Here is a 14,029-nt window from a genome sequence, read left to right as displayed (position 1 = left end):
TTGTCACTCCGCGAAGGTCAGCAGAAGGTTGAGGTGGCGGTCGACCCGTGCCTGCGCTCCCGCGGGAATGGCAAAGGTGGTGTCTTCCTGCACGACCACGGCGGGCCCGCGGAAGGTGCTGCCCGGCAAGAGGGCCTGCCGGTCGTGGAGGTCGACGGCCTCGATGCCGAGGCCCGTGTAGACAGGAAGCCGGCGCGCCGGACTGACAGGAGCCGCTATCTCGTCTACCTCCGGGAAGGAGAGTGCCGGACCCGCGCCGATGGCGGACAGCCGAACATTGACAAGCTCGATCTCGCCGTCCGGATCGTGGAAATCGTAGAGCTGCTCATGGGTTCGATGGAAGGCTTGCTCGATAGCGGTCATATCACCTTCGGCTAGCCATTTCGGCGACAGGACGACGTCGATCTCGTAGCTCTGCCCGACATAGCGCATGTCGCAGGACAGATTGAGTTGCGCGGCTGCATCGTGCCCCTGCGCCGCGAGCCAGTCGCTGCCCTCTTGCGCAAGCACCTCAAGGGCCGCGCGGATGGTGGGGAGCGACGCTGCCGACAGCGGGCTGAAGATCGTGCGTATGAAATCCCCGCGGAGGTCCGCCACCAGCCCGCCGAGCGCCGACACCACCCCGGGACGGCGCGGCGCCATGACCCGCTTCATGCCGAGTTCGCGGGCAAGGAAGGCGCCAAGCATCGGACCGCCGCCGCCGAAAGGCATCAGCGTGAAATCGCGCAGGTCCACGCCGGCGCGCGAGGCGAGTTTCTCGACCTCAACGAACATTTCCGACACCGCGATGTCGAGGATCGCCTGCGCGGTCTGCTCGACCGTGCGGTCGAGCCGGGCGGCAAGATCGCCGACCGCGCGATGCGCCAGTCCGGTATCGATCCGGAGCTGGCCATAGGCCATCTCGCTGTGACCTAGCCATCCGCACACCACCATGGCGTCCGTCACCGTCGCCCGCTCGCCGCCGCGGCCGTAGCATGCCGGTCCCGGCGTCGAGCCGGCCGACTCCGGTCCAACCCGCAGCACGCCTTGTGCGTCGACACTGGCGATCGAGCCGCCGCCGACGCCGATCGAGCTGACCGAGACAGATGGGATGTGAAGCGGAAACTCGCCGATCAGCTCGCCGGTCCCGAACTGCGCCTCGCCGCCGATGATCAGTGCGAAATCCGCTGAGGTTCCGCCGATGTCGAGGGTAAGGACTTTTTCCTCTCCGGCCTGACGCGCCAGCCAGGAGGCGCCGATGACCCCGGAGGCCGTTCCCGACAAAAGCATGTTCACGCAGGCGCGCTTGCCTTCGGCGGCGTTCATCAGCCCGCCATTCGACTTCGTCAGCATCGGGCGGGCCGGCACCCCGCGGCTCTTCAGCCGCTCCTCCAGCGCCGCCAGATAGCCAGAGACGCGCGGATGGACATAGCCATTGAGGATGGCGGTCGAGCTACGCTCGTATTCGCGAATGACCGGCCAGACCTCGGCCGAGGAGAAGACGAAGAGGTCGGGCGCAAGACGCGCGATCGCCGCCTTCACCGAAGCTTCCTGCGCGGCATTGCGCCAAGCGTGGAGGAAGGACACGATGATGCCTTGCGCACCATTGGCCTTCGCCGCCGCGACAGCCCTCTCGACGGCCGCCATGTCCGGCGCCTGGGATTCACGCCCATCGGCACGCATGCGGACCGGAATGCCGAAGACCATGTCGCGCGAGATCAGCGGATCCGGCCGCGCACAGAACAGCGAATACATGTCCGGCATGCGAAGCCGTGCGAGTTCGATCACGTCCTCGAAGCCGGCATTGGTGAACAGCGCCAGTGGCGCGCCCTTGCGCTGAATGATGGTGTTGATGCCGACGGTGGTGCCGTGCACGAAACGCGTCATAAGGGTCGGATCGAAGCCTTCGCGCTCGGCCAGGAGTGTAAGACCCGTCATCAGTTCGGCGCCTGGATCCTCCGGCGTCGTCAGCACCTTCAGCGAGGCGACGCGGCCGGAGCGCGCTTCGAGCGCGCAGAAATCGATGAATGTCCCGCCGATATCGACGCCGACCTTCCAGTCGGCTTCGTTCCGCGCCTCATCCGTTGTAATGGCACCATCCATGATGCGTCCCTTCCTGTCTGCCAACCAAAGCTGACACGACTGGAACGCCCGGGTCCAAGATGGATGATGGGCAAGCGTATAAGGCTTGCTTATGCCCTCGCTTCGTCGCCGGTCAGGGCGGCGGAGCAGGCGGTACGGATGTGATCGCGCATGATCTCATCGGCCCGCGAAAGCGCCCGTGCGCGCGACGTAAGCAGCGCGATCGGAAATTCCGGCCCGGCCACCAGCGGTCGGACGGCAAGCCCGGCAAACTGATGCCACGGTAGCAGCGCGTCGACGAGCGCGATGCCCAGCCCGGCCTGGACGAAGCCGACCGCGGAAATGGAAACGTCGATCTCGAGCGACGGCGAAAGCGCCACACCCTGCGCGCGGGCCGCATGGGCCAGTTCGTCGGCGGGACGGGTGTTTCCGCGATAGGATATCAGCTCCTCGCCGGCGAGGTCGGCCAGCGTTAATTCGGTTTTGCTGGCCAATGCATATCCGGCCGGCAGCAGGCACGCGAAGCCCACGCTGCCCATCACCTCCGCCTCGATATCGGGCGGCAGGCGGTCGTCCAGGGCCACGCCGAGGCTGGCATCGCCGGCGCGCAGCATGTCGATGATCGCTGCGATCGGCGCCATATGCGAACGCAGCAGGATATCGGGATGCTGCGCCCGGAAGCTGGTGAATGCGCGCGGCAGTATCGCCATGGCCGGCGGCGGCGAGGCCGCCACCCGCACCAGTCCCGCCCGCCCCAGCCGCAGGTCGGTGGTCTTGCGGCGAAGGCCCTCCAGTCCCGCCGACAGGCGCTCGGCATCCGCGAAGATCTCGAGCGCCTCAGGCGTCGGTCGCAGCCGGCCCTTGACGCGCTCGAACAGGGTGAAGCCGAGCTCGTCCTCGGTGTGCAGCAGCACCTGGCTGAGCGCCGGCTGCGAGATGTTCAGCATCCGCGCTGCGGCGGTCATGGTGCCCGCGCGCATGACGGCGATGAACACTTCGAGCTGCCGGGCCCGCATTGCCACTCCATAGGTAAAGCTTATGGCTGTCGTTCAAACCCATCTTTGACGCAATGCCGCGGCGCGGACAAGATCGGAACTTCAAGGATCGGTTGCTGTTCGCAAGGAGCCGCTATGGATGTGATCGTGCTGGGCGGCGGCCTGATGGGATCGGCTTCGGCCTATTTCCTCGCCAGGCGCGGCGCGCGCGTGAGTCTGATCGAGCACAACCGGGTCGGCAGCGGGGCGACCGTCGCGTCCTTCGGCAACATCCGGCGCACCGGACGGCATCTCTCCCAGCTTCTGCTTGCCCATCGCTCGCTGAGGCTGTGGGGCGAGGCGGACAAAATGCTTTGCCGCGATGTCGAATTCCGTGCCACCGGTCACATCCGGCTGATTTTCGATGAAGACAGCCTCGCCGACATGCGGGCCTATGCCGAGGCGGCGCGGCCTTGGGGATTTGAGCTGGAGGAACTCACCCCGCGCGGGATCCGTGCCCGCTTTCCGGGCCTCGGTCCCGACGCGATCGCGGCGTCCCTCTCGCCGTATGACGGCAGCGGCAATCCACGACTGATCGCGCCGGCTTTTGCCGAAGCCGCCCGCAAGCTGGGCGCTGAAATCATTGAGGACGCCGAGGTCGAGACGATCAGGCGCACGGGCTCCAGCTTCCTCGTCACCACTTCAAAGGGCACGTTCGCCGCCGATTGCCTGCTCAACACAGCAGGCGCCTGGGGCGCGCGCATCGCGGCGCAGTTCGGCGAGGCGGTTCCGCTCGACGCCCGCGGCCCGCAAATGGGCGTCACCGAGCCGCTGCCGCACCGGATCCTGCCGGTGGTCGGCATCTGGACGCGTGACAAGAACTATGGCGCCTATCTGCGTCAGGTCGAGCGGGGCAACATCGTCTTCGGCGGCGCGGCCGAGAGGGTGTCAGTCGACCTCGACCCCGGCCACGCGGCCGCCGACCCAATGCGACTGCCGGCGCAGTTGCGCGCCGTCGCGCGGCTGCTGCCTTCAATCGCGCAGGTCGCGATAATCCGCACCTGGTCGGGCTGCGAAGGCTATGTGCGCGACATGTTGCCGGTCATGGGGCGCTCGGCGACGACGCCGGGCCTGTTCCACGCCTTCGGCTTCAGTGGGCACGGCTTCCAACTCGGTCCTGGTGTCGGCGACGCCATGGCCGAGTTGATCACGACCGGCCGCTGCGAAACGCCACTCGATGATTTCAGTATCGATCGCTTCCATCGAGTTTCGGCTAACCAAAGCAAGAAATAGGTACGAAGCCGTTGATAAATAACGACAACGGCGGGCCGGCGGATGCGCGCATGCGGCCTGCCGCGCAGTCGAATTTCGCTACATATGCTTCCCTGACGCCAATTTCGGATTTGAGGCATCCGAACAAGGGCTCGCTCGCGCCGTTTCTTAGGCTAAGATTGTTTCAACTGGCGGGAGGTCCGTCCCTTGCGAGAAGAGCAGCGCAGGCTTGCGGCGATTTTGGCTGCCGACGTGGCAGGTTACTCGCGGCTGATGGCAGCCGACGAGTCGGGAACGCTGGGACGGCTGAGGCGGCTCCGAGCCGAGGTGTTCGAACCCAAGATCGCCCGGTTCCACGGACGCATCGTCGGCTCGGCCGGGGACAGCCTGCTGATCGAGTTTGCGAGCGCCGTTAACGCCGTGCAGTGTGCGATCGAGCTGCAGCGCGAGCTGGGCGGCGAGAATGCCGGGCTCCCCGAAAACCGGCGTATGGCGTTCCGTATGGGCGTGAACCTCGGCGACGTGATCGTCGAAGACGACACGATATACGGCGACGGTGTGAACATCGCGGCACGGCTTGAAAAGCTCGCGGAGCCTGGCGGCGTTTGCATAGGGCGCTCCATTTACGATCAAGTAAAAGGCAAGCTCGAATACGTCTATGCGGATATCGGCGAGCAACGGGTTCACAACATTGCGGAGCCGATACGCGCTTACCGGGTCGTGTCCATTGAGCAATCCCCCACCAGCTCGTCCGTACCGTCGGCCAAGGATGCGCTTCCGTTCCGCAACCGACCATCGATTGCCGTGCTGCCTTTCACCAACATGAGCGGCGACCCAGAGCAGGAATACTTCTCTGACGGCATCACCGAGGACATCATTACGGATCTCAGCAAGGTCGGGGCGCTGGCAGTCACCGCGCGCAACACGACCTTCGCCCTCAAAGGCAAGTCGATGGACGTCAGCGAAGCGGCGCGGGAATTGCGCGTTTCGCATGTGCTGGAAGGCAGCGTACGCAAGGCGGGTAGTCGCGTTCGCATCACCGCGCAGCTGATCGACGGGATGAGTGGGCATCATGTGTGGGCCGAGCGCTACGACCGTGATCTCAACGACATATTTGCGCTCCAGGACGAGATTGCGCGGGCCATCGTCGATGCCCTGAAGATCAGGCTGATGCCGGCCGAGTATGCCGCCATCGGCAGGCGCACGACCGAGAACGTCGAAGCCTATCAATACTACCTCATGGGACGGCAGCATTTCTTGCGCCTGGGCCGGCGCAATCACCTTTCCGCCCGACGCCTCTACCAGCGGGCGCTCGAGATCGATCCCGGATACGCGCTGGCGCGGGCCGGGCTGGCGCTAGCTGAAGGCATGCTGCTGAGATCCGGAGATCCCAGCGCAAACCTTATCACCCTGAGCGCCGAGGCGCAGCGCGCGCTGGCCCTGGACTCGACGCTGGCGGAAGCTCACGTGGCCCACGCGATGGCACATTTCCAGAAGGAGCAAATCGAGCTCGCAGGCGCCGCCTGCCGGCGAGCAATCGCGCTCGATCCCGATCTCTACGAGGCGCACAGGACCTTGGGCGACGTGTTGCGCATGGAGCGCAAGTTTGCAGAGGCCGCGGCCGCCTACGAAAAGGCGGCGGAGGTTGATCGCAATAGCTATGGTGCGATGTGCATGCTCTGGGATTGCCGCAAGACCCTGGGCGAGGAGGAGGAAGCCCACAGGCTTTCAGAGGAGTTGCTTACCCGCATCGAGAAAGCCATGCAGCTCTATCCGGACGATGGGGCAGCCTATGCCTATGGTTGTTACATCCTCCACAATCTCGGCCTAGACGAACGCGCCCTCCAGTGGGCCGAGCGCGCGATCACCATCGACCCGGAGGACTATAACAGCCACTACAATGTCGCGTGTTTCCTGGCGGCGATCGGCGCCGTTGAAAAGGCGATCGACACGCTGGAGCACTGCGTGCCGCAGCTTGGATTGCAGCAAGTGCACTGGATGGCGCAGGACGTTGATATGAACCCTCTGCGCGATCATCCGCGCTATCGGGCGCTGATTGTGCATCTGGAGGTCAGTTTGGCGAAGGCGGAAGGCTAATCAGGAAGCGGAACCGAAGGACGGCCTTCCGGAGCTTAGAACCATTTTCCGCTCGGGACTGCAAGACGGCTTTGGGTCATGACTTCCAATTCCGAAAGGCCGCGTCGCGCCGGTCGGTGACGCTGCGCCGCCGAGCGACGCAAGCCGCATGCTGCCCGGCATCTGGGCAACCTTCACCGACTGAGTACGCCTCCGACACCTTTTGACCCGCTGCGGCACCTCCCGCGCTCTGGTGAATATTAGCGCATTTGATAGTATCGCTCCCACCCCGCCAGCCAAGGCACTGCAGCATGTCGGAAGAGCCTCGGGTACAGCGTCCAATCGTGGCCCTTGCCAAGGGCGTTTCGAGCACGGACGACAGTGGTGTGTCCGACGTTCGCAGCGAGCGGCGCGTTATGACAGCTCTCTGTTACGATCTGGTCGGATCAACCGACCTGCTCGCGGTTCTGGACATCGAGGACTATGAAGAACTGATGTCGGCCTTTCGGGCTGAGGCAAGCCAGGCAATCTCATCGTACTCGGGCGTTGTCGTGAGCGAGGCCGGCGACGGCGGTGTCGCACTTTTTCCAGCAGAGATGGAGCCAAAGGACGCGGCTTCGCAAGCGATCCGGGCAGGACTCGAAATCATCGAAGCGTGCAAGCGGGTCGGGCTGGAGAAAGACCATACGGACCTACATGTTCGGGTCGGGATTGCTACATCCATGATCCTCGTTCATGGGGACGGCAGTAACCTGGCGCATGCCAGCGTCACCGGCCCTGCTTTGGCCATGGCGACGCGGCTCCAGGCTATGGCCCAGCCGGATGCAGTATTGGTATCCGACGAGACCCGAAATCTGGCGCGGCGGTCCCACGTTTTCAGTTTTGGCGGCATTCACGCTGTCAAAGGTTTCGCGGAGCCGGAGCGGACTTGGCGTGCCATCAGCCACAAGCGGGACGTTGACCGCTTCTTCGCCTTCGGGCGCTTGAACAATACGTTTATAGGCCGCAGGCACGAACTGGCCACCATCGCTGCATGTTGGGATGATGCCGTCGCCGGCAAGGGCAGCGTCATTTTGGTTGAGGGTGAGGCCGGTATCGGCAAGTCCCGCCTGCTTTATGAAGTCCGCAAGAGGACACGCTTCCAGCGTGCAAAATTGCTGCTTTTTCAATGTCAGCCCGGCGGCTCCCACTCGGCCCTTTATCCCCTGCTGCAAAATGTTCGAAGTGACCTGGCCGGCAAAGAGGGTCGGCTGGAGACTTCAGACGTGGCGGAGGTCTTCGCAAATCAAAGCGTTCATGATGACGACGTGGTCGGCATCTTCTCGTTTCTGCTTGGGGCTGAAGGATCGAATCCCGCTCTGAAGGAGGCTGATCTCAAGGTCATCCGGGAGAAAGCCACCTGGGCGGCTCGCAGAAGCATTGAAGCCATATGCGAACGCGGACCACTCATCCTGGTGGTCGAAGACATACATTGGATCGACCCCACGTCGAGGCAATTGCTGGCGGAACTTGCACTCTTCATTCAACGGCTGCCCGTGCTTCTCATAATGACTGCGCGACCTGGATCTGAGATCCATTCAGGGTTCCGGGACTTGCCGCATATTACTCTGAAGCCGCTCGATCGCGAGGAAACGCGACAGGCAATCATGGCCATGAGGCCGGAAATCGGATCAGCCGCGCATTCGGAACTCATTAGCGTGGTGGTGGAGGTAACCGGGGGCGTGCCTCTTTTCATCGAGGAAATCTGCCAATGGATCGCCGAGAATGCAGCCTCCATAACGGATCGCCTTACGCCAGCCGCCTCATCAAGCCGAATATCGGTGTTTGAAGGCATCCTTGAAGCCAGGTTGGAAGCCTTGGGCCCTGCAAAGGATGTGGCACGAGCGGGCGCCGTTGCCGGCAATCGTTTCAATCTGGGATTGCTCCGGAAGCTGTTGCCGGAATACAGCGACGAGACGATAGGGAATGCACTGGACACCCTCAGCGAGGCGGGATTCCTGATCCGGGTCAGGCCTTCCGGCGAGCCCGACTATGGGTTTCGTCATGCTCTGATCCGGGAGACAATCTACAATACATTGCTGCGGAGGAGACGGCAGGCCCTCCATCAGTCGCTTTTCTCCGCTGTCGGCCGCCACCGAAGTCTGGGCCCATGGTTAGGTACGGCTGAACTGGCGGAACATGCTGAACGCGCTGGCCTTATCGAGGAAGCGATCGATCAGTACATCGCAGCCGGCCGGGAAAGTTACGACCGCTCTGCAATGGCCGAGGCGAGACAGATTCTCGACCATGCCATGACCCTTTGCCAGCGCGTGAGAAGGCCGGACAAGCAGGATGTCTTGCGTCTCGCCGCGATGATGCCGCTCGGGCCGATACTTACAGCCACGGAAGGTCCAAACTCGCTGCCGGCGCGCAAACTTTACGAGGACGGGGTAGAGATCGCCAGGCGGCGGCCACTCGCCGAGCGTGCGAAGTGGTTTCCGATCTACTGGGGTTGGTGGTTCACCGGCCCCACCATTGACGGGGAACGCGCACGGACCGTCCTCACCGACCTGAGGGATGTCGACGACCCCGAAGTGCAGTTTCAGGCCAGACACTGTGTTTGGGCAATCGAATTCAATCTTGGGCATCACAAGAACTGCATAGCGGCGGTCGACGAAGGACTTGCGCTCTATGGGACTGGCCAAAGGGCAGGGAATGCAACTCTGTTCGGCGGCCATGACGCCAGGGTCTGCGGCCTGTCGCATAGGGGTCTCTCTCAATGGTTTACCGGCCGGGCCGCAAGCGCAGTTCGGTCATTGGCTGAAGCCAGGAGCTGGGCAATGCAAACGGCGCATGTTGGTAGTATCGCCCATGTCTACATCAACGAAGCGATGCTTGATTGCTATCGCCGCGATTTCTCGGCGCTCCGGGGCGTCATCGCCGATATTCGCGAATTGACGAAGCGCCACCATCTGCCCTCCCTTGCCGCCTTGGCGCAAATCCTCGAAGGCTGGTGCGAAGGAAATGCGGCTCGGGTAGAGCAAGGCAGGGACCAGATCAAGGAGGGTCTTGCCATCCACGGCGAACTCCAGACGCCGGAAGACTATCCTGTCTACTACGGCATGCTGGCGGAGCTTCTGGCCCGGACAGGCGAGATTGAGGAGGCCCTTACGCTTGTCTCTTCCGCGGCTGCGGAAGCCGAAGCAGGTGGCAGTCTTTCTTGGCTCGCCGAACTCTATCGGCGAAAGGCCCATCTTCTTCTGCTTAGCGGCTCCTCAGGCATGGATATTGTTGCCGCGCTCTCCAAGAGCCTGGCCATTGCCGATGAGCAAAACGCGGTGCCAATCCTGCTCAATGCATACGAGATGCTCAGGACATGGGGCGTATCAGAGGAACTATCCCGGCAGTACCGCAGTCGCGTCGGCTTGGCGAAATCAGCCATCGAGCAAGGCGCGGCGTTGTTCGTCAATCGAGAACCGAGCCTGCGTCACTAGCCCGCGCGACCGGGAGATCAGGAACCCTCCATGCTGGAACGATACGAGCGCTCGGGTCCTCCGCCGCACGAAGCGCTCATGCGGCTAATGACGATGCGCGAGCTCTTGGGCATAACAAGGATTGCAGACATCACAGGTCTCGACGTGCTTGACATACCCGTAGTTCAGGCGGTCAGGCCTTTCTCCTTTTTAAACTCCGTCTCGCAAGGCAAGGGGCCGACGAGAACCGAAGCTGCGGTGTCGGCCATTCTCGAGACTGCAGAGTCCTACTTTGCCGAACGCTTGGCACACTACGACCCCATCGCCGCCTCCGCGGACTCCCTGAATATCCCTCCTGAAAGATTCGAAGCCCATCTCCAGCCTGGTGTCGACCCGGGATGGCGCAGCAGAGAGATAGCTTGGATTCATGCCGAGAATATCCTCAAGGGTGGTCTGCAGGATTGGGTCCCATTCGAGCTTGTGCACACTGCCTACGTGTTTCCCCCACGGCCCCAAGAGGAAATCTTCGCTTCATCGACGTCCGGCCTGGCGGCCTCCTTCGAGGAAACGGACTCCATCCTGCACGGGATAATGGAATGCATCGAGCGCGACGCACTCACGCGGGCGGAGCGAACCCATGGCTTTTTCCAGCGCCGTCGAATTGACCCGAGAACGATCGACGATCCGACAGTTGCGGGCCTTCTCGAAAGCCTGGAAGCCAAAGGCCTGCTGGTGGGGCTTTGGCACGCCCCCTCACCGCTGGGACTGCCGGTGATCTGGTGCCATCTCATGGAGGATCGGCCGCCGGAAACCGCAATTCTTCACCATCCGGCAGAGGGTTCGGCTGCAGGTTTCGATGCCGCGTCCGCGATCGTTCACGCAATCTACGAGGCGGCGCAGTCGCGACTGACGGCGATCTCCGGCGCCCGTGATGACCTGACACGCGCGTTCTATCCTAAATATCCGGATTGGCAAAAAATTGCGGCGCACCGACGGCTCCTGTCCGACGGCCCTCGCGAAGTGCATTTCCATGCGATTGCCGGGCAGAACTACACCAGCGCGGGAAAGAGGATGTCCGCTCTTCTCGCACAGGTCGAGGATGCAGGAATCGATGCGGTGTACAGGATTCAGCTCGATACAAGACCGCTGAGCGATCTGTCGGTCGTCAGGATCGTCATACCGGCCTTAACGCCGCTGTTGCATGGGTAGGCAAATGCATCCCAAGCTGGTCTTTGCCGGTCCCACCCTGTCACAGAGCGAAGTGCAGGAAGTGGTGGACGCGATCTGCCTTGCCCCGGCTGTGCAGGGTTCGATCATTGCGGCTGTGCAGCATTTTGATCCGAGTGCGATAGTCATCATCGACGGCGGCTTTCAGTCGGAGCCGGCGGTCAGGCACAAGGAAATCCTTTGGGCAATAGCGAAAGGTGTTCCGGTAATAGGCGCAGCGAGCATGGGGGCTCTTCGCGCTGCGGAACTCTTTCCATACATGCAGGGAGTGGGGCTCATCTACCGGTGGTATCGTCGTTTTGCGTTTGCGCCTGACGATGCAGTGGCCGTGCTGCACGGACCATGGCAGGTAAACTCCGCGCCGATAACCCACGCGCTGATCGATCTTCGCATGACGGTTCGCAGGGCCCGCCTTCGCGGCATCATTTCGGATGAATACAGGACCAGGCTGGAGTGCGCCGCGCAAGCTCTCAATTTTCGCGAGCGCACGCTCGCCCGCATGGTCGGTGACGCCCTGTCATGTGAAGGTGATCTCGTTGTCGAAAAATATCAGGAAATCCTGGCGGCAGCTTTCGTTCAGCAAAAGAAGCAGGATGCGCGTGATGCGCTCCGGCTCTTGCATCACGGTCTATTCAGGGAGTCCGCACCCCTGCCGGATTTCCAATTGACTGCGGCTTTCTTCAAGGATCTCGACGAAGCCGGGTTAGAGGTTTGAAAGCATCCGGGCGAGAATTCTCAATCTCAATTTACAATACGCATGCCATTTTGCTAATGTATTAAAATGAGAGGGGCTGAGCTACTGGGGACGCTCGATCGATCCAGCGACCAAAGTCGCTCCGTCGGCACGCGCTTCCTGCTATTTCCCCAGGTGCCTCACCTTGCTGATTACGGCACGCCCGAGACCGTCTGGATATCGACCCCGCCGGGCCAATTAGGCCCCGGTCCGGAGGACCATCGCATCTATGTCCGCGATCCGCTCCTCGACAAGGAACCTTACGAGTACCCCTATCTGCCGCCCTTCGTTGGCGAGGTCTTCCCGCCGGCGGAACCCGCCTACGACGGTCACTTCGACCAGATTTCATTGAATTCACGTCAGTTCCTGGCGGCACACGCCTTTGGGGCAGTCAGCCGGGTCCTGGACATCTGGGAAAGCTACCTTGGGCGGCCGATTACCTGGTACTTCGCGGAAACCTATGAGCGGTTGGAGATCATTCCGTGGGTCGACTGGAACAACGCCCAGTCTGGCTATGGTTATCTGGAACTCGGCGCGGACAGGGCGCCCGACGGTCGAAATTATCCCTATGCCCTCAACTTCGATACGATTGCGCATGAAGTCGGCCATGCGATTCTGTTTTCCCTTTTTGGGGTGCCGGCAAATGGCTTGAAGACCGGCGACTTCGCGTCGTTCCATGAGGCGAGCGCCGACATAACGTCGCTTCTGTCCTTTCTGCATTTCGACAGCGGTCTCGACCGGCTGCTCCGCCACTGCGACGGCAACCTCCTCGTCCTAAACGAACTCAACCGCATCGCCGAACTGATCGGCGACCGGCAGATTCGCCTGGCCAGCAATTCGCGCCGTATGTCTGAAGTCACTGACGAAATTCATGACAGGTCGCGGCCCTTTACTGGCGCCGTTTTCGACACGATCGTCGACGCCTATCACGCGAATCTCGTGGGTGATGGGCTGGCCGACGAGCGGCTTCTCGATATCGACATCAGGGATATCGACGAGGTCGCCATGCAACGCATCTCGGATTTCACGGCACTGGCCTTCCGTGCCAGACCGTTCCTGTTCAAGAGCGCGCTTACCCGGGCGCGTGACGATGTGGCGCTGACCCTTGCCCGGACCTGGTCCAGCCTCGACGCAGACGATCTGACATTTGAGAATGCCGCGATTGCCGTAACCGAAGCTGGTGGTCGCATCGCGCCGGCGCTGGGCGCTAAGTTCGAGGAAAACTTCAGGTGGCGAGAAATTTCATGAACTGAATTGTCAAAGCGAGGAGAAGCATCATGAGCGACGACTATCACCGCCCTACATATACGTCGACCGATGTGCACGGAGCGTTCAATGCAACGCAGGTGCGGCTCTACGGGGTTCCTGGACTACCAAAGCCAGAACACAAAAATGATTTTGGAGATATAAGCACTATTGTAAAAGAGGGTCAGTACGCCATAACTTTTTCCAAATTGGCAGAAGGCGATCTTGATTATAACCATGACGAGTTACTGAAGTTAATAAAAGTAATGTTTAACAAGCAAGGAGAAAAACCCGACAGCTCTTATGTTTTTGTGAAGTCTGTATTAGAAAATTATATGCTATTGATAAGCGCCATCGACATAGAACCAAAAACGAAGAAAGATACGAAGAAAGATAAGAAGAAATTTAGCTCTGGAATAATATTTGGATACGCGTATGAGGGGCACACATACGATCTGCCAAAGCCCAAAATTATGTTGATACCCGCGCCTCCGCTAGAGATACCCGGCGATGATTCCGGATATGATCTTAAGAAAGACTACTACAGGGTCTGGATCGTTGATAAACTCGACCAATGCGTCGAGTTCGAAATGAACCAGGGCTTTGTCGAACAGCTTGTTCTCGAGGCCAACCTTCCCGGTAAGCGCTCGCCGACCATGTACGCGGCCAGGCAGGCGCTTGGGCACCGCAGTGGCAGACTGACCGAATAGCGATAGATCCCTGCTACTTCGCGGCCATCGAGGGTCAGCCGGCCCGAGATTGATGCAGTTGGAAACGATACCTCGCGGAGCTTGGGGCGTTGAGTTGACTGCAACGCTGCCCAATCAACCTGGGGCTTGGCGCCCAGGATCAGTCGGGTCGCTTCGCTGCAGGGGCCGATAGCAATTTTCGGCAACAAAATCAAAGGTTATGACGGGCCCGAAGAGACAACGTTTTCTACTGAAAATCAATATGTTAGCGGATGGTTCGCCAACCCATTTCCTTCGTAT

General features: G+C 61.2%; 9 protein-coding genes. 7 read left to right on the top strand and 2 right to left on the bottom strand.

The window, feature by feature from the left end; all coding sequences use genetic code 11:
• Positions 1 to 3: 3 nt before the first annotated feature.
• Together EN853_RS14915 and EN853_RS14910 are read right to left on the bottom strand one after the other, a co-directional pair.
• The gene (locus tag EN853_RS14915; protein WP_127860520.1) at positions 4 to 2,082 is read right to left on the bottom strand and encodes a hydantoinase/oxoprolinase family protein; all 2,079 of its coding nucleotides are present in this window, start codon (positions 2,080 to 2,082) and stop codon (positions 4 to 6) included.
• Between the two features lie 89 nt (positions 2,083 to 2,171).
• Positions 2,172 to 3,077: a LysR family transcriptional regulator gene (locus EN853_RS14910; RefSeq protein ID WP_127860519.1), complete on the bottom strand. Its 906-nt coding sequence runs from the start codon at positions 3,075 to 3,077 to the stop codon at positions 2,172 to 2,174.
• A gap of 114 nt (positions 3,078 to 3,191) precedes the next feature.
• Here EN853_RS14910 and EN853_RS14905 point away from each other — a divergent pair, with 114 nt between their 5' ends.
• From EN853_RS14905 to EN853_RS14875, 7 genes are all read left to right on the top strand, one after another.
• Entirely contained in the window at positions 3,192 to 4,328 is a 1,137-nt protein-coding gene (locus EN853_RS14905) for an FAD-binding oxidoreductase (protein WP_127860518.1), read from the top strand.
• A gap of 186 nt (positions 4,329 to 4,514) precedes the next feature.
• Positions 4,515 to 6,404, top strand: a complete 1,890-nt coding sequence (locus EN853_RS14900; protein WP_127860517.1) for an adenylate/guanylate cyclase domain-containing protein — start codon at positions 4,515 to 4,517, stop codon at positions 6,402 to 6,404.
• 290 nt (positions 6,405 to 6,694) lie between these two features.
• Positions 6,695 to 9,856 carry an AAA family ATPase gene (locus EN853_RS14895; protein WP_127860516.1) on the top strand — a complete coding sequence of 1,054 codons (3,162 nt, stop codon included), beginning with the start codon at positions 6,695 to 6,697 and terminating at the stop codon, positions 9,854 to 9,856.
• Positions 9,857 to 9,886: 30 nt separating this feature from the next.
• On the top strand, positions 9,887 to 11,044 hold the full coding sequence (locus EN853_RS14890; RefSeq protein ID WP_127860515.1) for a YcaO-like family protein: 1,158 nt from the start codon (positions 9,887 to 9,889) through the stop codon (positions 11,042 to 11,044).
• A gap of 4 nt (positions 11,045 to 11,048) precedes the next feature.
• Positions 11,049 to 11,777 carry a TfuA-like protein gene (locus tag EN853_RS14885; protein ID WP_167524481.1) on the top strand — a complete coding sequence of 243 codons (729 nt, stop codon included), beginning with the start codon at positions 11,049 to 11,051 and terminating at the stop codon, positions 11,775 to 11,777.
• A 66-nt stretch (positions 11,778 to 11,843) separates the two neighbouring features.
• Complete coding sequence (locus EN853_RS14880) at positions 11,844 to 13,043, top strand: hypothetical protein (RefSeq protein ID WP_127860513.1); 1,200 nt, start codon at positions 11,844 to 11,846, stop codon at positions 13,041 to 13,043.
• A 29-nt stretch (positions 13,044 to 13,072) separates the two neighbouring features.
• Positions 13,073 to 13,750, top strand: a complete 678-nt coding sequence (locus EN853_RS14875) for a hypothetical protein (RefSeq protein WP_127860512.1) — start codon at positions 13,073 to 13,075, stop codon at positions 13,748 to 13,750.
• Positions 13,751 to 14,029: the final 279 nt, after the last annotated feature.

The sequence above is a fragment of the Mesorhizobium sp. M1C.F.Ca.ET.210.01.1.1 genome (assembly GCF_004791585.1).
GTDB lineage: Bacteria > Pseudomonadota > Alphaproteobacteria > Rhizobiales > Rhizobiaceae > Mesorhizobium.
This window is presented reverse-complemented; position numbering and strand designations above follow the sequence as displayed.